Consider the following 26,816-nt stretch of genomic DNA (forward strand, 5'->3'; position numbering starts at 1 on the left):
GAAAAAATAGGACAACGTAGAACAGTTACTGGCTTCCACAGCCGAAAATCTGACGCATAATAGTTGTTCTACGTAGCTAACGGGCCACTACGGCCAGGGATGAAAAATGAAACATTTACGCGTAGCGGCCTGTATGCTGATGCTGGCACTGGTTGGGTGCGATAATAATAACGAAAAATCACCGACGGCTGCGAAGCCTGATGCGCCTGCACCGCAGACTGCGCCAGCAAAAGATAAGGCCCAATTACAACAGCTGATTCAGCAAAGCCAGGGCAAGTCGCTGACGTTGCTTGATGCCTCCGAGGTCCAGCTCGATGGCGCGGCAACGCTCGTTTTAACCTTTTCCATTCCCCTCGATCCGGAACAAGATTTTTCTCGCGTAGTGCACGTTGTTGATAAAAAAAGCGGCAAAGTGGATGGTGCCTGGGAGCTGGCGCCAAATCTAAAAGAGCTACGCTTACGCCATCTCGAACCTAACCGGGAACTGGTGGTTACCATTGAGCGTGATTTGCTGGCGCTGAATAAAGCGACGTTCGCTATCGATTATGAAAAAAATATTACCACCCGCGACGTCCAGCCAAGCGTAGGGTTCGCTAGTCGCGGCTCGCTGCTGCCGGGAAAAGTGATTGAAGGGTTACCGGTGATGGCCCTTAATGTTGATAGCGTGGATGTAAACTTCTTTCGCGTGAAGCCTGAATCGCTCGGTGCGTTTGTCAGCCAGTGGGAATACCGTAATTCGTTGTCAAACTGGGAGTCAGACAATCTGCTGAAAATGGCGGAGCTGGTTTATACCGGACGCTTTGACCTCAATCCTGCGCGTAACACCCGAGAGAAGCTGCTACTGCCACTGAGCGATATCAAGCCGTTGCAGCAAGCAGGCGTTTACATTGCGGTGATGAATCAGGCCGGACACTATAACTACAGCAATGCTGCTACGCTGTTTACGCTCAGTGACATTGGTGTCTCTGCGCACCGTTACCACAATCAACTGGATGTCTTTACGCAGAGTCTGGAAAACGGCGCTGCGCAGCAGGGTATTGAGGTTACGTTACTCAACGAAAAAGGGCAGACGCTGGCGCAGGCTACCAGCGACGCGCAGGGTCACGTCAAGCTGGAAACTGATAAAGACGCGGCCTTATTGCTGGCCCGTAAAGACGGGCAAACCACGCTGCTGGACCTGAAGCTCCCGGCGTTGGATCTGGCTGAATTTGATATTGCCGGCGCGCCGGGATACAGCAAGCAGTTCTTTATGTTTGGCCCCCGTGACCTCTATCGCCCTGGCGAAACGGTGATCCTCAACGGATTACTGCGAGATAGCGACGGCAAAACGCTGCCTGACCAGCCGGTGAAGCTGGAGGTCGTTAAGCCCGACGGACAGGTGTTACGCTCGGTAGTGAGCCAGCCGGAAAACGGTCTGTATCGCTTTAGCTGGCCGCTGGACAGCAGCGCGCCAACCGGCATGTGGCATATTCGTGCCAATACTGGCGACAACCAGTCGCGGATGTGGGATTTCCACGTCGAAGATTTCATGCCTGAGCGGATGGCGCTCAATCTCACCGCCAATAAGATGCCGGTGGCTCCAACTGATGAAGTGAAGTTCTCGGTGGTGGGCTACTACCTGTATGGCGCGCCCGCCAACGGCAATGCTCTGCAAGGGCAGCTTTTCCTGCGCCCGTTGCGGGAAGCGGTGCAGGCATTACCGGGGTTCCAGTTTGGTAATATTGCCGAAGAAAATCTTTCTCGCAGCCTCGATGAGGTTCAGTTGACGCTGGATGACCACGGTCGCGGCGAAGTGACTACCAACAGCCAATGGCAGGATACGCATTCTCCGTTACAGGTGATTCTGCAAGCCAGCCTGCTGGAGTCGGGTGGCCGTCCGGTGACGCGTCGGGTTGAACAAGCCATCTGGCCTGCGGATACGCTGCCAGGTATTCGTCCGCAGTTTGCGGCGAGAGCCGTTTATGACTACCGCACCGATACTACCGTCAATCAGCCTGGCGTTGATGAAAACAGCAATGCCGCTTTTGATATTGTGTATGCCGATGCGCAAGGTGAGAAAAAAGCGGTGTCCGGTTTACAGGTGCGTTTGATTCGTGAACGCCGTGATTATTACTGGAACTGGTCTGAAGGCGAGGGCTGGCAATCGCAGTTCGATCAAAAAGATCTGGTTGAGGGTGAGCAGACCCTGGATCTTAAGGCCGATGAGACCGGTAAAGTCAGCTTCCCGGTCGAGTGGGGTGCCTATCGCCTGGAAGTGAAAGCTCCGAATGATGCGGTGAGCAGCGTGCGCTTCTGGGCTGGTTATAGCTGGCAGGATAACAGCGACGGCAGCGGGGCAGTGCGTCCCGATCGCGTGACCCTGAAACTGGATAAACCCGGCTATCGTCCCGGCGATACCATGAAGCTACACATTGCCGCACCCGCGGCTGGCAAAGGTTACGCGATGGTGGAGTCCAGCGAAGGTCCGCTGTGGTGGCAAGAGATAGACGTACCGACGGATGGTCTTGATATCTCCATCCCGGTCGATAAAACCTGGAATCGCCATGACTTGTATCTCAGCGCGCTGGTGGTTCGTCCTGGCGACAAGTCTCGTTCGGCAACGCCAAAGCGGGCAGTCGGCTTACTGCATTTGCCGTTAGGCGATGAAAACCGTCGTCTGGCGCTGGAGCTGGAAAGTCCGGCGAAAATGCGTCCAAATCAGCCGTTGACCGTCAAGATTAAAGCCAGCGTTAAAAATGGCGACGTGCCAAAACAGGTTAACGTGCTGGTCTCAGCCGTTGACAGCGGGGTGTTGAACATTACCGATTACGCCACGCCGGATCCCTGGCAGGCGTTTTTCGGGCAAAAACGCTATGGCGCGGATATTTATGATATTTACGGCCAGGTGATCGAAGGGCAAGGACGTCTGGCGGCGCTGCGCTTTGGTGGTGATGGCGATGAGTTAAAACGCGGCGGCAAGCCACCGGTTAATCACGTTAATATCGTGGCGCAACAGGCGCTGCCGGTGACGCTTAACGAGCAGGGCGAAGGTACGGTGACGTTACCAATTGGTGATTTCAACGGCGAGCTGCGGGTAATGGCGCAAGCCTGGACGGCGGATGACTTTGGCAGTAGCGAAAGCAAAGTGATTGTCGCCGCGCCGGTAATTGCTGAACTGAACATGCCGCGCTTTCTGGCGGGGGGCGATACCTCGCGCCTGACGCTGGACGTGACCAACCTGACTGACAAACCGCAAACGCTGATTATTAATCTCGCGGCCAGCGGTTTACTGGAGCTGATGGGGCAAGATCCCGCCCCGGTGAATCTGGCGCCAGGCGTACGGACTACGCTGTTTATTCCGGTGCGTGCGCGGGAGGGCTTTGGCGATGGCGAAATTCAGGCGCAAATTAGCGGTCTGAATCTACCGGGTGAAACGCTGCCTGTTCAGCATAAACAGTGGAAAATTGGCGTGCGACCGGCGTTCCCGGCGCAAACTGTTAATTACGGCGTCGCACTTCAGCCGGGCGCAACCTGGCAGCTTCCGGGCGAAGAACTGACGAATTTCTCTCCTGTGACGATGCAGGGACAACTGCTGTTTAGCGGTAAACCACCGCTGAATCTGGCGCGCTATATCCGTGAACTGAAAGCTTACCCTTACGGTTGCCTCGAGCAAACGGCGAGCGGGTTGTTCCCATCCTTATACACCAATGCCGCGCAGTTGAAGGCGTTAGGTATCGCGGGCGACAGTGATGAAAAACGCCGTGCGGCAGTAGAGATTGGCATCTCTCGTTTACTGCAAATGCAGCGTGATAACGGCGGTTTTGCGCTGTGGGATAAGAACGGGTCGGAAGAGTACTGGCTGACCGCGTATGTGATGGATTTCCTCGTTCGTGCGAATGAACAAGGCTATAGCGTTCCGGCAGAGGTGATTAACCGGGGTAACGAGCGGCTGCTGCGCTATTTGCAGGACCCGGGCATGATGTCGATTCGCTATACCGACGACGCATCAGCAAGCCGGTTTGCCGTACAGGCCTACGCCGCGCTGGTGCTGGCTCGTCAGCAGAAAGCCCCGCTCGGCGCGCTGCGTGAGATCTGGGAGCGTCGTGCACAGGTGGCTTCCGGTTTACCGCTGTTGCAACTTGGGATAGCGCTGAAAAACATGGGCGACGCCAACCGCAGTGAACAAGCGTTGACGCTGGCGTTGAATACGCCACGCCGCGATGCGCAGCAGTGGATGGCGGATTACGGCAGTCAGCTACGTGACAACGCGCTGATGCTGGCATTGTTGGAAGAGAACAAGCTTAAACCTGACGTGCAGAATACGCTGCTGAACACCTTGTCAGAACAGGCCTTTGGGCAGCGCTGGCTCTCTACTCAGGAAAACAATGCGCTGTTCCTTGCCGCGCGTACGTTGCAGGACTTGCCTGGCTCGTGGCAGGCGCAAACGTCACTCTCTGAACAGGCGTTAGCCGGGGAGAAATCACAAACGCGTAATCTGGATGCTGACGCGCTGTCTACGCTGAACGTCACCAATACCGGTAATCTGCCGCTGTGGCTGCGTCTGGATGTGAGTGGTTACCCGCAAACCTCGCCGACGCCTGCCAGCAACGTCCTGCACATTGAGCGTCAGATCCTGGGGCTCGACGGGAACAGCAAAGCGCTGGATTCTCTGCGCAGCGGCGAGCTGGTACTGGTCTGGCTGGAGGTGAAAGCCAGCCAGAACGTACCGGATGCATTGGTGGTTGACTTACTGCCAGCCGGCCTGGAGCTGGAAAACCAGAATCTGGCCAACGGCAGCGCCAGCCTGCAGGACAGCGGCAGCGAGGTAGCGAATTTGCTCAATCAGATGCAGCAGGCGGATATCCAGCACGTTGAGTTCCGTGACGATCGCTTTGTCGCCGCGGTAGCGGTCAACGAAGGGCAGCCGGTGACGCTGGTCTATCTGGCGCGGGCGGTAACGCCGGGGACCTATCAGGTTCCTGTGCCGCAGGTGGAGTCAATGTATGTTCCGCAGTGGCGCGCGACCGGTGCGACAGAGGGGCTTTTGATTGTCAGACCGTAAATGATGCGCGGGTTGGGGAAACGCGGCTGCTGGCTCTGGCTGGCAGCCGTTGCGCTATTGCTGGTAGCGTGGGTTTGGGCGGCAGATAAAATCTGGCCGCTGCCGCTTCACGAAGTCGATCCGGCACGTGTCGTGGTGGCTTACGATGGTACGCCGCTATGGCGCTTCGCCGACGCGGACGGCATCTGGCGTTATCCGGTGACTATTGATGAGGTGTCCCCCCGTTACCTTGAGGCGTTAATCAACTACGAAGACCGCTGGTTCTGGAAACATCCCGGCGTCAATCCGTTTTCAGTGCTGCGCGCGGCATGGCAGGACCTCTCCTCAGGTCGCGTCGTTTCAGGCGGCAGTACGCTCACCATGCAGGTCGCACGATTGCTCGATCCCCACCCGCGAACTTTCGGCGGCAAGTTCCGCCAGCTCTGGCGCGCATTGCAGTTGGAATGGCATCTTTCTAAGCGCGACATCCTGACGCTATATCTTAACCGTGCGCCGTTTGGCGGCACGCTGCAGGGCGTGGGTGCTGCGAGCTGGGCCTACCTTGGTAAATCACCCGCACAGTTGAGTTATTCCGATGCCGCGCTGCTGGCCGTGTTGCCGCAGGCACCGAGCCGTCTGCGCCCGGACCGCTGGCCGGACCGCGCTGAAGCGGCGCGCAATAAAGTGCTTGAGCGCATGGCGACGCAGGGCGTTTGGCCTGCCAGACAGGTGCAGGAGTCACGCGAAGAACCGGTCTGGCTGGCGCCCAGACAAATGCCGCAGTTAGCGCCGTTATTCTCGCGCATGATGCTGGGAAAAAGCCGGAGCGATAAAATCGTGACCACCCTTGACGCCGGATTGCAGCGCCAACTGGAAGAGCTGGCGCAAAACTGGAAGGGCCGCTTACCTGCGCGCAGTTCGCTGGCGATGATTGTGGTCGATCACACTGATATGAGCGTGCGTGGCTGGGTGGGGTCGGTAGATATGAATGACGACTCCCGCTTTGGCCATGTGGATATGGTGAATGCGATCCGCTCGCCGGGCTCGGTGCTGAAGCCGTTTATCTATGGTCTGGCGCTGGATGACGGATTAATTCATCCTGCTTCATTGTTGCAGGATGTGCCGCGTCGAACCGGAGATTATCGACCAGGGAATTCTGACAGTGGTTTTCATGGCCCGGTGAGTATGAGCGAAGCGCTGGTGCGCTCGCTAAATTTACCCGCCGTGCAGGTACTTGAAGCCTATGGCCCGAAGCGTTTTGCCGCATCGTTACGTAACGTTGGCTTACCGCTGTATCTGCCCGCAGGTGCCGCACCGAATCTGTCGCTGATTTTGGGCGGGGCAGGGGCCAGACTGGAAGACATGGCGGCGGCGTACAGTGCCTTTGCCCGTCAGGGAAAAGCGGGAAAACTGCGCCTGCAGCCAGACGATCCACTGCTGGAGCGTCCGTTGATGTCGGTAGGCGCGGCGTGGATTATTCGCCGCATTATGGCTGACGAAGCGCAACCGCTGCCGGATAACGCGCTGAGCAGAGTGGTTCCGCTGGCGTGGAAAACGGGTACCAGTTATGGCTATCGCGATGCGTGGGCGATTGGCGTTAACGCCCGTTATGTGATGGGGATCTGGACCGGCAGACCCGACGGTACGCCGGTGGTGGGCCAGTTTGGTTTTGCCAGCGCCGTGCCGCTGCTCAATCAGGTCAACAATCTTTTGCTCTCTCGCGGGACAAATCAGCCGGAGGATCCGCGCCCTGAATCCGTTAGCCGCGGCGTAGTGTGCTGGCCGGGCGGGCAGTCACTTGCGCCCGGAGACAGCAACTGTCGACGCCGTCTGGCAACCTGGCTGCTGGACGGCAGCCAGCCGCCCACGTTGTTATTGCCCGAACAGGAGGGTGTGAGTGGCATTCGTTTCCCCGTCTGGCTGGATGATGAAGGCAAACGTGTGGCGGCGGATTGCCCGCAGGCGCGCGAACAAACGTTAATCGTCTGGCCTTTACCGCTGGAGCCATGGCTGCCGGAGTCAGAGCGCCGTGGGGCGAGATTACCGCCGGTTTCTGCCACGTGTCCGCCGCTGGGGCAGGATGCTTCGCTGCCGTTGCAGTTGACAGGGGTTCGTGATGGCGCGATCGTGAAGCGTTTACCCGGTTCTGCGCTGGCCTCATTGCCGGTACAAACCAGCGGTGGGACTGGCGATCGCTGGTGGTTTCTTAACGGTGAACGGCTGGATGAACGCGGACGCCGTCTTACGCTACGGCTGGCGACCAAAGGGGATTATCAACTGCTGGTGATGGATGACGCCGGACAGGTGGCGACGGTGAGATTTTCGTTGCAGTAGACCACCAGGTGACTTTTGTTGCTAAAATTCATCTTATTTTAAAGAAATGTTATCTTCGTCAATAGTCAATTGCCGGGATGCTCTTTATAATCCGCGCCAGGTAAACAACAACAAAACATCTTTTTCAGAGGTAATCATGGCTATTGAACGTACTTTTTCCATCATCAAACCAAACGCGGTGGCAAAAAACGTTATTGGGAGCATCTTTGCGCGCTTTGAAGCAGCAGGGTTCAAAATTGTCGGTACTAAAATGCTGCACCTGACCGTTGAGCAGGCGCGTGGCTTCTATGCTGAGCATGATGGTAAGCCGTTCTTTGACGGTCTGGTTGAATTCATGACCTCCGGTCCTATCGTTGTTTCTGTTCTGGAAAGCGAAAATGCCGTGCAGCGTCACCGTGATCTGCTGGGTGCAACCAACCCGGCGAATGCGCTGGCGGGTACTCTGCGTGCAGACTACGCTGATAGCTTCACTGAGAACGGTACTCACGGTTCCGACTCCGTTGAATCTGCCGCGCGTGAAATCGCCTATTTCTTCGGTGAAGGCGAGGTTTGCCCGCGCACGCGCTAATCTCCTGCGTCTTTCACATCGCATAGTTTTCTATGCTTTCGGGGAGGCTCGAACGTGCCGCTTTCCTGCGATGCGAAATCCTTTGGAGAGGAATTAGCGATTTACATATTATTTTCGCTAATGCTTCGTGCAAACGTGGCATCCCTGCGCCAGACTTTGTACAATGCAACGCCCCGGAAGAGCAGAACGCTTGCCGGGGCGTTTCTTTTTAACCCTCCACGGGCCACAACGTGTAACAACGAGGCCGGAAAAAATTATGTCTGAATTAGTTAACACCTCTGAAGTCGTCATTCCTGCGGTTCCAAATAAAAATGGAAAAATTAACCTGCTGGATCTGAACCGTCAGCAAATGCGCGAATTCTTCAAAGATATGGGTGAAAAACCGTTTCGTGCCGATCAGGTCATGAAGTGGATGTACCACTATTGCAGCGACAACTTTGATGACATGACTGACATCAATAAAGTGCTGCGTAACAAGCTGAAAGAAGTGGCTGAAATTCGCGCCCCGGAAGTGGTGGAAGAGCAGCGTTCCTCTGACGGTACGATCAAATGGGCCATCGCGGTTGGCGATCAGCGCGTAGAAACCGTGTATATCCCGGAAGACGATCGCGCGACCCTGTGTGTTTCTTCACAGGTCGGTTGTGCATTAGAGTGTAAATTCTGCTCTACGGCGCAACAGGGCTTTAACCGTAACCTGCGGGTGTCGGAAATCATTGGTCAGGTCTGGCGTGCGGCGAAAATCGTCGGCGCGGTGAAAGCAACGGGCGTGCGTCCTATCACTAACGTAGTGATGATGGGGATGGGCGAGCCGCTGCTCAACCTGACCAACGTGGTGCCAGCGATGGAAATCATGCTGGATGACTTCGGTTTTGGGCTGTCCAAGCGTCGCGTCACGCTCTCTACCTCAGGCGTTGTCCCTGCGCTGGATAAGCTGGGCGATATGATTGATGTCGCGCTGGCGATTTCTCTGCATGCGCCGAACGATGAAATTCGTGACGAAATTGTACCTATCAACAAAAAGTACAATATCGAAACATTCCTTGGCGCGGTTCGTCGTTATCTGGAGAAGTCCAACGCTAACCAGGGTCGTGTGACCATTGAGTATGTGATGTTAGATCACATCAATGATGGTACTGAACACGCGCATCAGTTGGCAGAGCTGCTGAAAGATACGCCGTGTAAGATTAACCTGATCCCGTGGAACCCGTTCCCAGGCGCGCCATATGGCCGTAGCTCTAACAGCCGTATCGATCGTTTCTCCAAAGTGTTGATGAGCTATGGTTTCACTACCATCGTGCGTAAAACACGTGGCGATGACATCGATGCAGCCTGCGGTCAGCTGGCGGGTGACGTTATCGACCGTACCAAGCGTACTCTGCGTAAGCGTATGCAGGGCGACGCTATCGATATCAAGACCGTTTGATGTTGAGTGCACTACGGTATAATTCATGTACCGTAGTGCAACGTAAGCCAAATGAGGTTTTTTGTTGTTGTCGTCAGGTCAATAATAACGGTGCGTTTTTGTCGACTTTAAGGCAGTATGTAACGGCGCAACAAGCCTTTAGCCCTCAGGTTTACGTTGTTTTGTCTTTGATAGTCTGACCGTTTTATACTGTCTGACGAAGGTTAACTGACCAGATGTTTCGCGGTGTGGGTGAGCATTGTGGCTCGCCGGCATCAGAACCCAAATTTACGCAGCTGTAGCGAATGAATACTGAAGCCACGCACGACAAAAATGAAGCACTATCCACCGGCGTTCGTCTGCGCAATGCCCGTGAACAACTCGGATTCAGCCAGCAGGCAGTCGCGGAGCGACTTTGCCTGAAGGTCTCCACGGTACGTGATATTGAAGAAGATAAGGCACCAGCCGATCTCGCTTCAACATTCCTGCGCGGGTATATCCGTTCTTATGCGCGTCTGGTGCATATTCCTGAAGAAGAACTGTTGCCAGGGCTGGAAAAACAGGCTCCGATTCGCCCAGCCAAAGTCGCACCGATGCAGAGCTTCTCGCTCGGTAAGCGTCGTAAAAAACGCGACGGCTGGTTAATGACCTTTACCTGGCTGGTGCTGTTTGTCGTTGTCGGACTGACGGGAGCCTGGTGGTGGCAGAACCATAAAGCGCAGCAGGAAGAGATCACCACCATGGCCGATCAATCCTCCGCTGAGCTGAATGCCGGTAAAGATGGTGCGCAGAACGTACCGTTAGATACCAGCGCCGCAGCGGGCCAGGATACTACCCCGGCTCCAGACGATGGCGCAGTGGCGGACGCAGCGCCTACGCCAGATGTTGCTGCAACCCCGGCACCTGCCGCTGATGCGCAGCAGAATGCCGTTGTGGCACCTTCTCAGGCTAACGTCGATACCGCAGCTGCTGCGCCAGCTACCGCGGCGCCGCTGCCAACTGACCAGGCGGGTGTCACTACCCCAGCCGCCGATCCTAACGCACTGGTAATGAACTTTACCGCCGATTGCTGGCTGGAAGTGACCGATGCGACCGGAAAAAAACTGTTCAGTGGTATGCAGCGTAAGGACGGCAATCTGAATCTGACCGGTCAGGCGCCGTACAAACTGAAAATTGGCGCTCCGGCGGCAGTGCAGATTCAGTTCCAGGGTAAACCTGTCGATCTGAGTCGTTTTATCAGAACTAACCAGGTTGCGCGTCTGACCGTTAATGCCGAACAATCACCGGCTCAGTAACAGACGGCAATGCGGGAGATTTTTTAATGCATAATCAGGCTCCAATTCAACGTAGAAAATCGACACGCATTTACGTTGGGAACGTGCCGATCGGCGATGGCGCGCCCATCGCCGTACAGTCTATGACCAATACGCGTACCACAGATGTGGAAGCGACGGTTAATCAGATCAAAGCGCTGGAACGCGTCGGCGCAGATATTGTTCGTGTCTCTGTACCGACAATGGATGCCGCAGAAGCGTTCAAGCTTATCAAACAGCAGGTTAATGTCCCGCTGGTTGCCGATATTCACTTCGACTATCGTATCGCGCTGAAGGTGGCGGAATACGGCGTCGATTGCCTGCGTATCAACCCAGGCAATATCGGTAATGAAGAGCGTATTCGCATGGTAGTGGACTGCGCTCGTGATAAAAATATTCCTATCCGTATCGGCGTCAACGCCGGATCGCTGGAAAAAGATCTGCAGGAAAAATACGGTGAACCGACGCCGCAGGCGCTGCTGGAATCCGCTATGCGCCATGTGGATCACCTCGATCGTCTGAACTTCGATCAATTCAAAGTCAGCGTTAAAGCGTCTGACGTTTTCCTCGCTGTTGAATCCTATCGCCTGCTGGCGAAACAGATCGATCAACCGCTGCATTTGGGGATCACCGAAGCCGGTGGCGCACGCAGTGGGGCGGTAAAATCAGCGATCGGTTTAGGATTGCTGTTGTCCGAAGGGATCGGCGATACGCTGCGTGTCTCTCTGGCGGCGGATCCGGTGGAAGAGATCAAAGTTGGCTTCGATATCCTGAAATCGCTGCGCATTCGTGCGCGCGGGATCAACTTTATCGCCTGCCCAACCTGCTCGCGTCAGGAGTTCGACGTTATCGGTACGGTGAACGCGCTGGAACAACGTCTGGAAGATATCATTACGCCAATGGATGTTTCGATCATCGGCTGCGTGGTGAACGGTCCTGGCGAAGCGCTGGTTTCTACGCTGGGCGTCACGGGTGGTAACAAGAAAAGCGGTCTGTATGAAGACGGCGTGCGTAAGGATCGACTCGATAACGACGATATGATTACGCAGCTTGAAGCCCGCATTCGCGCCAAAGCGAGTATCCTGGACGAAGCGCGTCGTATTGACGTGCAGCAGCTTGAAAAATAACAACGTGATGGGAAGCGGCGTGCTTCCCGTGTATGATTGAACCCGCATGGCGCCCGCATTGTTCGGGTTAGCGCTGAGGGTTCATTTTTATATTCATAAAGAGAATAAACGTGGCAAAAAACATTCAAGCCATTCGCGGCATGAACGATTATCTGCCTGGCGAAACCGCCATCTGGCAGCGCATTGAAGGCACTCTCAAAAACGTGCTCGGCAGCTACGGTTACAGTGAAATCCGCTTGCCGATTGTAGAGCAGACCCCGTTATTCAAACGCGCGATCGGTGAAGTCACCGACGTGGTTGAAAAAGAGATGTATACCTTTGAGGACCGTAATGGCGACAGCCTGACGTTGCGTCCTGAAGGGACTGCGGGCTGCGTACGCGCCGGCATCGAACATGGTCTCCTGTACAATCAGGAACAGCGTCTGTGGTATATCGGGCCGATGTTCCGCCACGAACGTCCGCAAAAAGGGCGCTATCGTCAATTCCATCAGCTGGGTGTCGAAGTGTTTGGCCTGCAAGGCCCGGACATCGATGCTGAACTGATTATGCTGACCGCTCGCTGGTGGCGCGCGCTGGGTATTTCTCAGCATGTCAGCCTTGAGCTGAACTCAATTGGTTCGCTTGAAGCCCGCGCTAACTACCGTGATGCGCTGGTCGCCTACCTGGAACAGCACAAAGAGAAACTGGACGAAGACTGCAAGCGCCGTATGTACACTAACCCGCTGCGCGTTCTCGACTCCAAAAACCCGGAAGTACAGGCGCTGCTCAACGACGCACCTGCACTGGGCGACTATCTTGATGACGACTCTCGCGAGCACTTTGCGGGCCTGTGCAAACTGCTGGAATCCGCAGGTATTGCCTACACCGTCAATCAGCGTCTGGTTCGTGGTCTTGATTATTACAACCGCACCGTATTTGAGTGGGTTACCAGCAGCCTGGGCTCTCAGGGTACCGTGTGTGCCGGTGGGCGTTACGACGGTCTGGTAGAGCAACTTGGCGGTCGCGCAACGCCGGCCGTAGGCTTTGCCATGGGTCTGGAACGACTTGTTTTGTTAGTTCAGGCAGTTAATCCGGAATTTAACGCAGATCCTGTTGTCGATATATACCTGGTCGCTTCGGGGGCGGATACGCAGTCGGCGGCAATGCGGCTTGCAGAACGTCTGCGCGATGAAGTTCCTGGTGTGAAACTGATGACAAACCACGGTGGCGGCAACTTTAAGAAACAGTTCGCCCGCGCCGACAAGTGGGGCGCCCGCGTTGCACTGGTACTGGGCGAGTCCGAAGTGGCTGACGGTACTGTTGTAGTGAAGGATTTGCGCTCTGGTGAGCAAACGGCAGTAGCGCAGGATAGCGTTGCCGCGCATTTGCGCACTCTACTGGGCTAAGGAGAAGGACAGCGTGGAAATTTACGAGAACGAAAACGACCAGATTGATGCAGTAAAACGCTTCTTTGCTGAAAACGGCAAAGCGCTGGCTGTTGGGGTCATTTTAGGGGTTGGCGCGCTGGTTGGCTGGCGTTACTGGACCAGCCATCAGACGGAGTCCGCACGCTCTGCTTCTCTGGCATATCAAAATACGGTGACTACGGTTAGCGCGGGTAAGCCGGATAGCCTTCCTGCTGCAGAGAAATTTGCCGCAGAAAACAAAAATACCTACGGCGCGTTAGCTTCACTGGAACTGGCGCAGCAGTTTGTTGACCAAAATGAACTTGAGAAAGCCGCAAGCCAGCTGCAACAAGGCTTAGCAGCGACCAGCGATGAGAATCTCAAAGCGGTGATTAATCTGCGTCTGGCTCGTGTTCAGGTTCAGCTTAAACAGGCTGATACCGCGCTGAAAACACTCGACACCATTAAAGGTGAAGGGTGGACGGCCATTGTTGCCGACCTGCGCGGTGAAGCATTGCTGAGCAAAGGCGACAAACAAGGTGCGCGTAGCGCATGGGAAGCGGGCGTGAAAAGCGATGCCTCTCCTGCTCTGAGCGAAATGATGCAGATGAAAATCAATAATTTGTCCATCTGAGAGGGACCCGATGCAATTGCGTAAATTACTTCTGCCAGGGCTGCTTTCCGTTACCCTATTGAGCGGCTGTTCACTGTTTAGTGGCGAAGAAGATGTCGTTAAGATGTCCCCATTACCGGTGGTTGAAAACCAGTTTACTCCGTCTACGGACTGGAGCACCTCTGTAGGTAACGGTATTGGTGATTTCTATTCCAATCTTCATCCTGCGCTGGCGGATAACGTTGTCTATGCAGCCGATCGCGCCGGCGTCGTTAAGGCGTTGAATGCGGACGACGGCAAAGAAGTCTGGTCTGTTAATCTGGGTGAGAAAGACGGCTGGTTCTCCCGCGCATCTGCACAGCTTTCTGGCGGTGTAACCGTGTCCGGTGGCCATGTTTACATTGGCAGCGAAAAAGCGCAGGTTTATGCGCTGAACACCAGCGATGGTACCACCGCATGGCAGACGAAAGTTGCCGGTGAAGCGCTGTCTCGTCCTGTTGTGAGCGATGGCGTGGTATTAATCCACACCAGTAACGGTCAGTTGCAGGCCTTGAACGAAGCTGACGGCGCTATCAAATGGACCGTTAACCTCGACATGCCTTCTCTGTCTCTGCGCGGCGAATCTGCCCCAGCGACCGCCTTTGGCGCAGCTATCGTTGGCGGTGATAACGGCCGCGTAAGCGCCGTGCTGATGCAGCAGGGCCAGATGATTTGGCAGCAGCGTATTTCTCAGGCGACAGGTCCAACGGAAATCGATCGTCTGAGCGACGTTGATACCACGCCGGTTATCGTCAATGGCGTTGTCTACGCGCTGGCTTATAATGGTAACCTGACGGCGCTGGATCTGCGCAGCGGTCAGATCATGTGGAAACGTGAACTGGGCTCAGTGAATGATTTCATCGTCGACGGTAACCGTATCTACCTGGTAGACCAGAACGACCGTGTACTGGCGCTGACCACCGACGGCGGTGTGACGCTGTGGACGCAAAGCGATCTGCTGCACCGTCTGCTGACGTCCCCGGTATTGTATAACGGCAATCTGGTCGTGGGTGATAGCGAAGGCTACCTGCACTGGATTAACGTTGACGATGGCCGCTTTGTCGCCCAGCAGAAAGTTGACAGCTCTGGTTTCCTGACCGAGCCGGTCTCTGCTGATGGTAAACTGCTGATCCAGGCGAAAGACGGTACGCTGTACTCTATTACGCGTTAATCGTCCCGGCCGCTCGCTTTGAAAAACGGCTCCTGGTGCAGGGGCCGTTTTACTGTTTTTAACAACGGCGCAAAAAATGTGCCCGTTGTCTGATGATTTATTAAATGAGGCTTTAAACATGGTACCTGTGGTCGCGCTTGTCGGGCGCCCTAACGTTGGCAAATCCACGTTATTTAACCGTCTAACTCGCACCCGAGATGCGCTGGTTGCGGATTTCCCGGGTCTGACTCGTGACCGTAAGTACGGTCGTGCGGAAATTGAAGGCCGCGAGTTTATCTGTATTGATACCGGCGGTATTGATGGCACCGAAGACGGTGTAGAAACCCGCATGGCGGAACAGTCGCTGTTGGCGATCGAAGAAGCGGACGTTGTGCTGTTCATGGTAGATGCGCGTGCTGGCCTGATGCCTGCGGATGAAGCCATTGCGAAACATCTGCGTTCGCGCCAGAAACCGACGTTCCTGGTAGCCAACAAAACTGACGGACTCGATCCTGATCAGGCGGTCGTCGATTTCTACTCGCTGGGTCTGGGTGAAATTTATCCGATCGCGGCATCCCATGGTCGTGGCGTTCTCAGCCTGCTGGAGCATGTTCTGCTGCCGTGGATGGATGACGTTGCTCCTCAGGAAGAAGTGGATGAAGATGCAGAATATTGGGCGCAACTGGAAGCCGAAGAGAACGGCGAAGAAGAGCCTGAAGATGACTTCAACCCGCAGGACCTGCCGATCAAACTGGCGATTGTTGGTCGCCCGAACGTAGGTAAGTCCACGCTTACTAACCGTATTCTCGGCGAAGACCGCGTAGTGGTTTACGACATGCCGGGGACCACGCGTGACAGTATTTATATCCCGATGCAACGCGATGAGCGCGAATATGTGCTCATCGATACCGCGGGCGTGCGTAAGCGCGGCAAAATTACCGAAGCAGTAGAAAAATTCTCAGTTATCAAAACGCTGCAGGCGATTGAAGATGCCAACGTGGTGATGCTGGTGATTGATGCGCGCGAAGGTATTTCCGATCAGGACCTGTCGCTGCTGGGCTTTATCCTCAATAGTGGGCGTTCACTTGTAATTGTGGTCAACAAGTGGGATGGCCTGACGCAGGAAGTGAAAGAGCAGGTCAAAGAGACCTTGGACTTCCGTCTGGGCTTTATTGATTTTGCGCGTGTACACTTCATCTCTGCGCTGCACGGAAGCGGCGTGGGTAATCTGTTTGAATCGGTCCGCGAAGCGTATGACAGCTCTACCCGTCGCGTTAGCACCGCGATGCTGACGCGCATTATGACTATGGCGGCAGAAGATCATCAGCCGCCGCTGGTGCGTGGTCGTCGTGTGAAGCTGAAATATGCCCACGCCGGTGGTTATAACCCACCAATCGTGGTGATTCACGGCAACCAGGTCAAAGACCTGCCGGATTCCTACAAGCGCTATCTGATGAACTATTTCCGTAAGTCTTTGGATGTAATGGGGACGCCGATCCGCATTCAGTTCAAAGAAGGGGAAAACCCGTTTGCGAACAAACGCAATACGCTGACGCCGACGCAGATGCGTAAACGTAAGCGTTTGATAAAACACATCAAAAAAAGCAAGTAACCGTTGCTGATGCTGATAAAAACCCGTGCTTGTCGCGGGTTTTTTTTCGAAGTTCCATCGCCAGCCTCAGCCCGTGCAATGTCAATCACTATTCATTTTTTACCAAGTTTAAATCTAAGAAAGTAGACATTTGTCGAGTTTTCGTCTTAAAGTCCGGGGGCTGGTACTAGACAAAACTAGCCTTAGGTTATCAAATGGTTAAATAAATTTTCGCTGCATGTAAAAAATCGGTCAGATACGTAACTGGCTGGCGTACATCGCGGTGTTTACACACACGACGACATAACTTTCGGGAGAATTATGCAATCCTCTGTTAATCAAAAAGAAAGCCGAACTTTCTTCGGCCATCCTTATCCGCTCGGCTCGCTGTTCTTCACAGAGATGTGGGAGCGCTTCTCGTTTTATGGCATTCGCCCGTTACTGATCCTGTTTATGGCTGCTACCGTTTATGACGGCGGCATGGGGCTGGCACGTGAAAATGCCTCGGCGATTGTGGGTATCTTTGCCGGTACGATGTACCTCGCTGCGCTGCCGGGTGGCTGGCTGGCGGATAACTGGCTCGGCCAACAGAAAGCGGTGTGGTACGGTTCCATCCTGATTGCCCTCGGCCATCTGTCAATTGCGCTCTCCGCCATTATGGGGAACAACCTGTTCTTTATTGGTCTGATGTTTATCGTGCTCGGCTCCGGTCTGTTTAAGACCTGTATTTCGGTCATGGTTGGCACGCTGTATAAAAAAGGCGATGCGCGTCGCGACGGCGGTTTCTCGCTGTTCTACATGGGCATCAACATGGGGTCGTTTATCGCGCCGCTGATTTCCGGCTGGCTGATTAAAACCCACGGCTGGCACTGGGGCTTTGGCATCGGTGGTATCGGGATGTTGGTGGCGTTGATCATTTTCCGTGTATTTGCCGTTCCATCAATGAAACGCTACGACAGCGAAGTGGGGCTCGACTCCACCTGGAATAGCCCGGTAGTGAAACGTAACGGCGTGGGCGCGTGGCTGTTGGCGCTGGCTGTCGGTGCGGCGGTTATCGTTACGCTGATAGCGCAAGGCGTGATTGTAATTAATCCGGTCGCGGTTGCCAGCATGCTGGTGTACGTGATTGCAGCCTCCGTTGCGCTCTACTTTATCTACCTGTTCATCTTTGCCGGTCTGAACCGTAAAGAGCGCGCCAGACTGCTGGTCTGCTTTATCCTGCTGGTTTCCGCCGCGTTCTTCTGGTCCGCGTTTGAGCAGAAGCCAACCTCATTCAACCTGTTCGCCAACGACTACACTAACCGTATGATCGGTGATTTTGAAATCCCGGCGGTCTGGTTCCAGTCGATAAACGCGCTGTTTATTATCCTGCTGGCACCGGTATTCAGTTGGGCATGGCCGAAGCTGGCAAGCATGAATATTCGCCCGAGTAGCATCACCAAGTTTGTTATCGGTATCCTCTTTGCGGCGGCAGGCTTCGGTCTGATGATGATGGCGGCGCAAAACGTTCTCAGTAACGGCGGGGCAGGCGTTTCTCCATTCTGGCTGGTGGGCAGTATCCTGATGCTGACGCTTGGCGAGCTGTGCCTGAGTCCGATCGGTCTGGCGACAATGACGCTGCTGGCGCCGGAAAGAATGCGCGGGCAGATGATGGGCCTGTGGTTCTGCGCCAGTGCGCTGGGCAACCTGGCCGCAGGTTTGATTGGCGGTCATGTGAAGGCTGACCAACTGGATATGCTGCCGGATCTCTTCGCACGCTGCTCGATTGCGCTGCTGATCTGCGCTGCGGTACTGATCATCCTCATTGTTCCGATTCGTCGCATGCTGGAGAATACGCAAACTAAACCGGCAACTAGCGCCTGATAACACCTCGATTGTGCCGGGGCAGACGTTATGTCCCGGCTATTCAATTAACGAGGTAAGAGCATGCTGTTAGGATTTGTTGGGCTTGGTGCAGTCGTTGAAACGGCATACTTGCCCGCATTACGTAATATGTTCGGTGATGCACTACGCTGTGTGGGATTTGATCTTCAATCCGCAAAGCAGCCCGCAGACGTGACACGCTGTGCGTCGCTCGCTGAACTTCTTGCAATGCCGCTTGATACCCTGTTTATTACCACCGCATCCCTGCATCACCTCGATGTGCTTGAACAGGCGCTGGCGGCTCCCATCGCTCGTATCGTGGTCGAAAAGCCTATTGTCGCCACGCTTTCCCAAATTGAAAAACTGAAAACGCTGCTGGCTCAACCGGATGCTGCCAACCGTGTGCTGGCACTCGACCATTGGATGGCACGCAATGGCGCAATGCAGCTGGCGTTGGGCAAACTCGGAGCGCAGTGGCAGGGCGATATTCCACAACAGGCACTTGTCTCTCACTTTTCACACATTGCTAAAATCGACGGTTTTTTGCAGGAACCGAGCGGGTTTAATGCTGTTGGAGAACCTATTGCGCTAAACTTTGCCACCGGTGAGCCGGATACCCGTGAGCTTCGTCATCCGGACGGTGTGATTCTGGACATTGGCACACATGTACTGGCAATGCTGCGTGAAACAGTGCGTTACCTGGGCGGTAATGACAGTATGACCTTGCAGGTGAAGAGTGCTAAAGACCGTCTGGGACGAAATATTGTAGAGGGCGACCTGACCACAGCAGAAGGAGAGGCGCATCTGCAGGGACAGATTAGCGGCATTCCGCTGGACATCTGGCTGAATAAATACGCGGGGCCGGCTGGCGGACAAAAAGGCCTGCGCCTTTGTCTGCGCGATGGTCGTGTCATTAGCCATGATCGCCGTGGTGTCGAGGATGTGCTCGAATTGATTGACGGTGATGTTGTACAACGCTGGAGTCTGCCTGGTAGCGTATATGCCCATTGTCTGGCGGAGCATATTCTGGGCGCGCAAAGTCTGTTTGAACGCAGCCCACAGGAAGTGAGCCGCACGACGCAGCGCAGGCTGGAGGAAGTGGAGTGCCTGTTAACGTTACAGCAGCAGTTACGCGGGCGGCATTAAACGCATCGTGTTAAACTCAGCGCAGTAATGGATCCCTGTACTGGAGTCGCTATGTCTATTATTTGCCCGGATTGTCATGCAGAGCTGGAGCCGCAAAACGGTATGGCGCACTGTGATAACTGTAATAAAGATATTCAGTTAGAAGCGCACTGCCCGGAGTGCAATCAGCCACTGCAGGTGCTTAAAGCCTGTGGTGCGGTGGATTATTTCTGCCAGAACGGTCATGGCCTTATCTCGAAGAAACGCGTGGCGTTTGTGCCGCTTTAATCCTGTTTTTTCCTGCGAGTTTTCTTTGTCGTCGTGACTGCTCTCACTTCGCTTTCCACCCATCCGTCAGACAGGCGGGTGGTGAGCACATCACCTGCTGTAACCTGTTTAGTCTGTTTCAGCACTTCACCCTCTTTTGCGGTCGTCACGCTATAACCGCGGGCCAGCGTGGCCAGTGGGCTGACTGCCTCAAGATGGGTAACCGCGTTGCCAAAACGCTCGCGCTGTTCGCTTAAACGCGCACGGATATTTTCCGCCAGGCGGTATTCCAGTTGCTGAATGCGTGTTTGCGCACGGTAAATACGCGGCTGCGGGTTTTGCTGATTCAGACGCTGCAGCATGCGCTGCTGACGCTGATTTGCCTGTTTAATCTTATTCTCAAGTGCGAAGTTCATTCTCTGACGCAGTCGTTCCTGCACGGTCTGTTGACGGGCCAGACGCAGTTGCGGATGCTGCTGTTGCAAGCGGTGATGAAGCTGGGTAAATCGACGAGTACGATTGGCGAGGTAGTAGTCCATCGCCATCTCCAGACGCTGCTGACCATGCTGTATTTGACGCAGCAGTTCAAGCTGATTACGGCTGACAATTTCTGCCGCCGCCGACGGCGTAGGTGCCCGTAAATCTGCAATAAAATCGGCAATAGTGACATCGGTTTCATGGCCGACGGCGCTGACGACTGGAATGCGGCTGGCAAAGATCGCCCGTGCTACACGTTCGTCGTTAAAGCTCCACAAATCTTCCAGCGAGCCGCCGCCGCGCCCGACGATCAGCACATCGCACTCGCCCCGCGCGTTCGCCAGTTCAATGGCCCGAACGATCTGCCCTGGCGCATCATCGCCCTGGACTGCGGTCGGGTAGATAATAACGGGCAGGGAAGGGTCGCGACGCTTCAGGACGTGGAGAATATCGTGCAGCGCGGCGCCGGTTTTAGAGGTGATTACCCCGACGCAGTGGGCCGGTGAGGGCAGCGTTTTTTTGAACTGCTGATCGAATAGCCCTTCAGACTGCAGTTTGGCCTTGAGTTGCTCATATTTTTGCTGCAGCAAACCTTCGCCCGCTGGCTGCATGCTCTCAACAATTATCTGATAGTCGCCGCGCGGCTCGTACAATGTAATGTTGGCGCGTACCAGTACCTGCTGACCGTGCTGTGGTCGGAACGTTACCCGGCGATTGCTGTTGCGAAACATCGCGCAGCGTACCTGAGCGGTGTCATCTTTGAGCGTGAAATACCAGTGACCGGAGGACGGCTGAGTGAAATTCGAAATTTCACCGCTGATCCACACTTGTCCCATTTCCTGCTCAAGCAGCAAACGAACCGTCTGATTCAGGCGGCTTACGGTAAAAATTGAGGTGGTCTGAGAGGATAACATGTGAGCGGGATCAAATTCTAAATCAGCAAGTTATTCAGTCGAAAGTAACATGCTCACAGAGGAGCGCAAGGTTTTTTTGCAAAAAAGTGTGGATGCAATCGGTTACGCTCTGTATAATGCCGCGGCAATATTTAATAACCTCCCAGGTGAGATATTGCCCATGCTACGTATCGCAAAAGAAGCCCTGACGTTTGACGACGTCCTCCTCGTTCCCGCTCATTCTACCGTTCTGCCGAATACTGCTGATCTCAGCACCCAGTTGACGAAAACCATTCGCCTGAACATTCCTATGCTCTCCGCAGCAATGGACACCGTGACGGAAGCGCGCCTGGCAATTGCCCTGGCCCAGGAAGGCGGCATTGGTTTTATCCACAAAAACATGTCTATTGAGCGCCAGGCGGAAGAAGTTCGTCGCGTGAAGAAACATGAATCTGGCGTCGTGACCGACCCACAAACCGTACTGCCAACCACCACTCTGCGCGAAGTAAAAGAACTGACCGAGCGTAATGGTTTCGCAGGCTACCCGGTAGTGACTGAAGATAACGAACTGGTCGGCATCATCACCGGTCGTGACGTACGGTTTGTGACTGATCTGAATCAGCCGGTTAGCGTCTACATGACGCCGAAAGAGCGTCTGGTGACCGTTCGTGAAGGCGAAGCACGCGATGTTGTCTTTGCCAAAATGCACGAAAAACGCGTCGAGAAAGCGCTGGTCGTTGACGACAGCTTCCATCTGATCGGCATGATCACCGTTAAAGATTTCCAGAAAGCGGAACGTAAACCTAACGCCTGTAAAGACGAGCATGGTCGTCTGCGCGTTGGGGCTGCTGTAGGCGCAGGTGCGGGTAACGAAGAGCGTGTTGACGCGCTGGTTGCTGCTGGCGTGGATGTTCTGCTGATTGACTCCTCTCACGGTCACTCAGAAGGCGTACTGCAGCGTATCCGTGAAACTCGTGCTAAATACCCGGATCTGCAGATCATCGGGGGGAACGTTGCGACTGGTGCAGGCGCTCGTGCGCTGGCGGAAGCCGGCTGCAGCGCTGTTAAAGTCGGTATCGGCCCAGGCTCCATCTGTACTACCCGTATCGTTACCGGCGTCGGTGTACCGCAGATCACCGCCGTTTCTGACGCCGTTGAAGCGCTGGAAGGCACTGGTATTCCGGTTATTGCCGATGGCGGTATTCGTTTTTCCGGCGACATCGCAAAAGCGATCGCTGCGGGTGCTTCTGCAGTGATGGTTGGCTCTATGCTGGCGGGGACTGAAGAATCTCCGGGCGAAATCGAACTGTATCAGGGCCGTTCTTACAAATCATACCGTGGTATGGGCTCTCTGGGCGCGATGTCCAAAGGTTCTTCCGACCGTTATTTCCAAAGCGATAACGCCGCTGACAAACTGGTCCCGGAAGGCATCGAAGGTCGCGTTGCGTATAAAGGTCGCCTGAAAGAGATCATTCACCAGCAGATGGGTGGCCTGCGCTCCTGTATGGGTCTGACCGGCTGTGGTACTATCGACGCGCTGCGAACAAAAGCAGAGTTTGTACGTATCAGCGGTGCGGGTATTCAGGAAAGTCACGTTCACGATGTGACCATCACCAAAGAGTCCCCTAACTACCGCATGGGCTCCTGATAAGTTTCCGCGCCCGGCTATATGCCGGGCGAATTTGTTTCACTTGCCTCGGAATTAGCGTCAATGACAGACAATATTCATAAACATCGCATTCTCATCCTTGATTTCGGATCTCAGTACACTCAGCTGGTTGCTCGTCGCGTACGTGAACTGGGCGTCTATTGTGAACTGTGGGCGTGGGATGTTACGGAAGCACAAATTCGCGAATTCAACCCAAGCGGTATCATTCTTTCCGGTGGTCCGGAAAGCACCACTGAAGAAAACAGCCCGCGTGCGCCGGAATACGTTTTCACTGCGGGCGTGCCTGTGTTCGGCGTGTGCTACGGCATGCAGACTATGGCAATGCAGCTCGGTGGTCATGTTGAAGGTTCTAACGAACGTGAATTCGGCTATGCGCAGGTTGAAGTTCAGACCGACAGCGCGCTGATCCGCGGTATTGAAGACTCTCTGACCGCAGACGGCAAACCACTGCTGGACGTGTGGATGAGCCACGGCGACAAAGTGACCGCTATTCCGGAAGGTTTCGTGACCGTTGCCAGCACCGACAACTGCCCGTTTGCCATCATGGCGCACGAGGAAAAACGTTTCTACGGTGTGCAGTTCCATCCGGAAGTTACCCACACCCGTCAGGGGATGCGCATGCTGGAGCGTTTTGTGCGCGACATCTGCCAGTGTGAAGCGCTGTGGACCCCGGCAAAAATTATCGATGACGCCGTTGCCCGCATTCGTGAGCAGGTTGGCACTGATAAAGTGATCCTCGGCCTCTCCGGCGGCGTTGACTCCTCCGTCACCGCGATGCTGCTGCACCGTGCAATTGGCAAAAACCTGACCTGTGTGTTCGTCGACAACGGTCTGCTGCGTCTCAACGAAGCTCAGCAGGTGATGGATATGTTCGGCGACCATTTCGGCCTGAACATCATTCATGTTGAAGGTGAAAAGCGTTTCCTGGACGCGCTGAAAGGCGAGAACGATCCGGAAGCTAAACGTAAAATCATCGGCCGCGTGTTCGTGGAAGTCTTCGACGAAGAAGCGCTGAAGCTGGAAGACGTTAAGTGGCTGGCGCAGGGAACCATCTATCCGGACGTGATCGAATCCGCGGCTTCTGCCACGGGTAAAGCGCACGTCATCAAATCTCACCACAACGTGGGCGGTTTGCCGAAAGAGATGAAGATGGGTCTGGTTGAACCGCTGCGTGAGCTGTTCAAAGACGAAGTGCGTAAGATTGGTCTGGAACTGGGTCTGCCGTACGACATGCTGTACCGTCACCCATTCCCGGGGCCGGGTCTGGGCGTACGCGTGCTGGGCGAAGTGAAGAAAGAGTACTGCGACCTGCTGCGCCGTGCGGATGCTATCTTCATTGAGGAACTGCACAACGCTGACCTGTACAACAAAGTGAGCCAGGCGTTCACCGTGTTCCTGCCAGTACGTTCCGTTGGCGTCATGGGCGATGGCCGTAAGTACGACTGGGTTGTTTCCCTGCGTGCTGTTGAAACCATCGACTTTATGACCGCGCACTGGGCGCACCTGCCGTATGACTTCTTAGGCCGCGTCTCTAACCGCATTATCAACGAAGTTAACGGTATTTCCCGCGTGGTGTATGACATCAGCGGTAAGCCGCCAGCTACGATTGAATGGGAATAATATTCCTCCCGTTTAGCGGTTTCTGAACCGGTAGTATGTAAAAGCCCTCTTTTTACAGAGGGCTTTTTATTGCGCGAATTTTTATCGATGCGACAGTCCTGCTCGATAGTAGGGTTAATCACACACTTAACGTCTGCGCTCCATTCAACACCGCTTCTTATTTACGGAAATAATGAAAAATACTCAGGGTATTACCCTGTAGAATTTAATAACGGTAACAATTCAGATAAGCATTTAAGTTTATGCTAAATATGAATGTTTTAGTCAGTGATATTTTCTGGAGATATTAATTAGCGTCTATTTGAGCGCAGTGTCTCTTTTTTATATCCAGTACACTGGAACGTAAAAAATCAGTGCGAATGGCGCGGTGAAGTGGGATTAAAAGATTGTGTATTTGTGCGAAAAACACGGTTGATTATCCGATATATCAGCACATGTGGCGGGTAAGACTGCGTGAAGTTTCATCACTCAAATCCCTTACCGGATGGTTAAATGTCAGGCGATTAGCCATCCGGTAAGGAATCTTAATGCTGAGGTATCATCGGCGCGAGCGATCAGCGAACGTCAGTTTGTGCAGGAGATGCCTGTTGCGGCAGGGTGATCTGCTGAGATTCTTTTTTGTTCTGGTGGTGGTGCCACGCACCTATGGCGGAGTAGACGAAGCGTCCGAAGAAGAAAAGAAAGCTGATAAGCAGTACGATCCGGATCATGCGACTGTTAAATCGGTGTCGTTTGCGTAGGCTGGTAACCTGGCTCACAAAAGGTTCCTTGTAGTGTACCCAACTGAGGGCGATAGTCACATTAAGGCATACTGTGAGGGAATGGTCAATTTTTCATTATGTAAAATTGCTTCAGTTGTTTTATCTATTTATGTTATGGAAATTAATATTATTATTTGCATTAATAATGAGATAACGATAAAAAACCATGAAAAGAGTAATAATTGATTAATGAGGGACTTATTTATTGATGTGTATCAAGCATCACCCTTTGCTGACAACTAAAATTGATGAGTCATTTTAATGTATTTAACTTTATCGTTTTAACGTCAGGTGGGATGCCTGTCCGAATACCCCCTGCAGGATGTGCGGGATTCTACTGAGCATCTATGAAACTCAATAAAAATTATATTGGTATTAGAGATAGATGGTGGGCGTTACCTCTCATCTTGCCTTCTTTGCTGTTGCCTATATTGAGGGAAGGTGCGAATAAGCGGGGAAATTCTTCTCGGCTGACTCAGTCATTTCATTTCTTCATGTTTGAGCCGATTTTTTCTCCCGTAAATGCCTTGAATCAGCCTATTTAGACCGTTTCTTCGCCATTTAAGGCGTTATCCCCAGTTTTTAGTGAGATCTCTCCCACTGACGTATCATTTGGTCCGCCCGAAACAGGTTGGCCAGCGTGAATAACATCGCCAGTTGGTTATCGTTTTTCAGCAACCCCTTGTATCTGGCTTTCACGAAGCCGAACTGTCGCTTGATGATGCGAAATGGGTGCTCCACCCTGGCACGGATGCTGGCTTTCATGTATTCGATGTTGATGGCCGTTTTGTTCTTGCGTGGATGCTGTTTCAAGGTTCTTACCTTGCCGGGGCGCTCGGCGATCAGCCAGTCCACATCCACCTCGGCCAGCTCCTCGCGCTGTGGCGCCCCTTGGTAGCCGGCATCGGCTGAGACAAATTGCTCCTCTCCATGCAGCAGATTACCCAGCTGATTGAGGTCATGCTCGTTGGCCGCGGTGGTGACTAGGCTGTGGGTCAGGCCACTCTTGGCATCGACACCAATGTGGGCCTTCATGCCAAAGTGCCACTGATTGCCTTTCTTGGTCTGATGCATCTCCGGATCGCGTTGCTGCTCTTTGTTCTTGGTCGAGCTGGGTGCCTCAATGATGGTGGCATCGACCAAGGTGCCTTGAGTCATCATGACGCCTGCTTCGGCCAGCCAGCGATTGATGGTCTTGAACAATTGGCGGGCCAGTTGATGCTGCTCCAGCAGGTGGCGGAAATTCATGATGGTGGTGCGGTCAGGCAAGGCGCTATCCAGGGATAACCGGGCAAACCGACGCATGGAGGCGATTTCGTACAGAGCATCTTCCATCGCGCCATCGCTCAGGTTGTACCAATGCTGCATGCAGTGAATGCGTAGCATGGTTTCCAGCGGATAAGGTCGCCGGCCATTACCAGCCTTGGGGTAAAACGGCTCGATGACTTCCACCATGTTTTGCCATGGCAGAATCTGCTCCATACGGGACAAGAAAATCTCTTTTCTGGTCTGACGGCGCTTACTGCTGAATTCACTGTCGGCGAAGGTAAGTTGATGACTCATGATGAACCCTGTTCCATGGCTCCAGATGACAAACAT

18 protein-coding genes and 1 pseudogene are annotated in these 26,816 nt (G+C 54.1%); 16 read left to right on the plus strand and 3 right to left on the minus strand.

What is annotated here, in order from left to right; all coding sequences use genetic code 11:
- The first annotated feature begins 106 nt into the window (after positions 1 to 106).
- The 13 genes from HV311_RS06590 (at position 107) to HV311_RS06650 (ending at position 19,818) form a co-directional block, all read left to right on the plus strand.
- On the plus strand, positions 107 to 5,041 hold the full coding sequence (locus tag HV311_RS06590; RefSeq protein ID WP_191220885.1) for an alpha-2-macroglobulin family protein: 4,935 nt from the start codon (positions 107 to 109) through the stop codon (positions 5,039 to 5,041).
- On the plus strand, positions 5,042 to 7,354 hold the full coding sequence (gene pbpC, locus HV311_RS06595; RefSeq protein WP_191220886.1) for a peptidoglycan glycosyltransferase PbpC: 2,313 nt from the start codon (positions 5,042 to 5,044) through the stop codon (positions 7,352 to 7,354).
- Positions 7,355 to 7,490: 136 nt separating this feature from the next.
- Entirely contained in the window at positions 7,491 to 7,922 is a 432-nt protein-coding gene (ndk, locus tag HV311_RS06600) for a nucleoside-diphosphate kinase (RefSeq protein ID WP_003037710.1), read from the plus strand.
- A gap of 256 nt (positions 7,923 to 8,178) precedes the next feature.
- Positions 8,179 to 9,345, plus strand: a complete 1,167-nt coding sequence (locus tag HV311_RS06605; protein WP_016154002.1) for a bifunctional tRNA (adenosine(37)-C2)-methyltransferase TrmG/ribosomal RNA large subunit methyltransferase RlmN — start codon at positions 8,179 to 8,181, stop codon at positions 9,343 to 9,345.
- Between the two features lie 284 nt (positions 9,346 to 9,629).
- Positions 9,630 to 10,619, plus strand: a complete 990-nt coding sequence (gene rodZ, locus HV311_RS06610) for a cytoskeleton protein RodZ (RefSeq protein WP_191220887.1) — start codon at positions 9,630 to 9,632, stop codon at positions 10,617 to 10,619.
- Between the two features lie 26 nt (positions 10,620 to 10,645).
- The gene (gene ispG, locus HV311_RS06615; RefSeq protein WP_016154000.1) at positions 10,646 to 11,764 is read left to right on the plus strand and encodes a flavodoxin-dependent (E)-4-hydroxy-3-methylbut-2-enyl-diphosphate synthase; all 1,119 of its coding nucleotides are present in this window, start codon (positions 10,646 to 10,648) and stop codon (positions 11,762 to 11,764) included.
- Between the two features lie 110 nt (positions 11,765 to 11,874).
- On the plus strand, positions 11,875 to 13,149 hold the full coding sequence (hisS, locus tag HV311_RS06620; protein ID WP_019077380.1) for a histidine--tRNA ligase: 1,275 nt from the start codon (positions 11,875 to 11,877) through the stop codon (positions 13,147 to 13,149).
- 13 nt (positions 13,150 to 13,162) lie between these two features.
- Positions 13,163 to 13,783: a YfgM family protein gene (locus HV311_RS06625; protein ID WP_191220888.1), complete on the plus strand. Its 621-nt coding sequence runs from the start codon at positions 13,163 to 13,165 to the stop codon at positions 13,781 to 13,783.
- A gap of 10 nt (positions 13,784 to 13,793) precedes the next feature.
- Complete coding sequence (bamB, locus tag HV311_RS06630; RefSeq protein ID WP_016153997.1) at positions 13,794 to 14,972, plus strand: outer membrane protein assembly factor BamB; 1,179 nt, start codon at positions 13,794 to 13,796, stop codon at positions 14,970 to 14,972.
- 118 nt (positions 14,973 to 15,090) lie between these two features.
- Positions 15,091 to 16,563 carry a ribosome biogenesis GTPase Der gene (gene der / locus HV311_RS06635; protein WP_016153996.1) on the plus strand — a complete coding sequence of 491 codons (1,473 nt, stop codon included), beginning with the start codon at positions 15,091 to 15,093 and terminating at the stop codon, positions 16,561 to 16,563.
- Between the two features lie 300 nt (positions 16,564 to 16,863).
- Positions 16,864 to 18,405 (plus strand): peptide MFS transporter, encoded by a 1,542-nt coding sequence (locus tag HV311_RS06640; RefSeq protein ID WP_047358235.1) that lies wholly within the window; start codon positions 16,864 to 16,866, stop codon positions 18,403 to 18,405.
- Between the two features lie 63 nt (positions 18,406 to 18,468).
- Entirely contained in the window at positions 18,469 to 19,551 is a 1,083-nt protein-coding gene (locus HV311_RS06645; RefSeq protein ID WP_191220889.1) for a Gfo/Idh/MocA family oxidoreductase, read from the plus strand.
- Positions 19,552 to 19,602: 51 nt separating this feature from the next.
- Positions 19,603 to 19,818 carry a zinc ribbon domain-containing protein gene (locus tag HV311_RS06650; RefSeq protein WP_016157125.1) on the plus strand — a complete coding sequence of 72 codons (216 nt, stop codon included), beginning with the start codon at positions 19,603 to 19,605 and terminating at the stop codon, positions 19,816 to 19,818.
- Here HV311_RS06650 and xseA read toward each other — a convergent pair.
- Positions 19,815 to 21,188 carry an exodeoxyribonuclease VII large subunit gene (xseA, locus tag HV311_RS06655; protein WP_191220890.1) on the minus strand — a complete coding sequence of 458 codons (1,374 nt, stop codon included), beginning with the start codon at positions 21,186 to 21,188 and terminating at the stop codon, positions 19,815 to 19,817. The two genes, HV311_RS06650 and xseA, sit on opposite strands and share 4 nt — an antisense overlap.
- Before the next feature lie 160 nt (positions 21,189 to 21,348).
- On the opposite strand from xseA, the gene guaB reads away from it, so the two are divergent.
- Entirely contained in the window at positions 21,349 to 22,815 is a 1,467-nt protein-coding gene (guaB, locus tag HV311_RS06660) for an IMP dehydrogenase (RefSeq protein WP_181633409.1), read from the plus strand.
- A 63-nt stretch (positions 22,816 to 22,878) separates the two neighbouring features.
- Positions 22,879 to 24,456, plus strand: coding sequence for a glutamine-hydrolyzing GMP synthase (guaA, locus tag HV311_RS06665; RefSeq protein WP_016153990.1), 1,578 nt, complete (start codon positions 22,879 to 22,881; stop codon positions 24,454 to 24,456).
- A gap of 554 nt (positions 24,457 to 25,010) precedes the next feature.
- On the opposite strand, the gene HV311_RS06670 is transcribed toward guaA, so the two are convergent.
- On the minus strand, positions 25,011 to 25,214 hold the full coding sequence (locus HV311_RS06670; protein ID WP_047416419.1) for a YfgG family protein: 204 nt from the start codon (positions 25,212 to 25,214) through the stop codon (positions 25,011 to 25,013).
- Positions 25,215 to 25,564: 350 nt separating this feature from the next.
- On the opposite strand from HV311_RS06670, the pseudogene HV311_RS28205 reads away from it, so the two are divergent.
- A pseudogene (locus tag HV311_RS28205) lies at positions 25,565 to 25,651 on the plus strand (hypothetical protein); the annotation flags it as partial.
- 148 nt (positions 25,652 to 25,799) lie between these two features.
- Here HV311_RS28205 and HV311_RS06675 read toward each other — a convergent pair.
- Positions 25,800 to 26,780 carry an IS5-like element IS5 family transposase gene (locus HV311_RS06675; RefSeq protein WP_064349473.1) on the minus strand — a complete coding sequence of 327 codons (981 nt, stop codon included), beginning with the start codon at positions 26,778 to 26,780 and terminating at the stop codon, positions 25,800 to 25,802.
- Positions 26,781 to 26,816 lie beyond the last annotated feature (36 nt).

Source organism: Citrobacter sp. RHBSTW-00881 (assembly GCF_013728515.1).
Lineage (GTDB): Bacteria > Pseudomonadota > Gammaproteobacteria > Enterobacterales > Enterobacteriaceae > Citrobacter > Citrobacter braakii.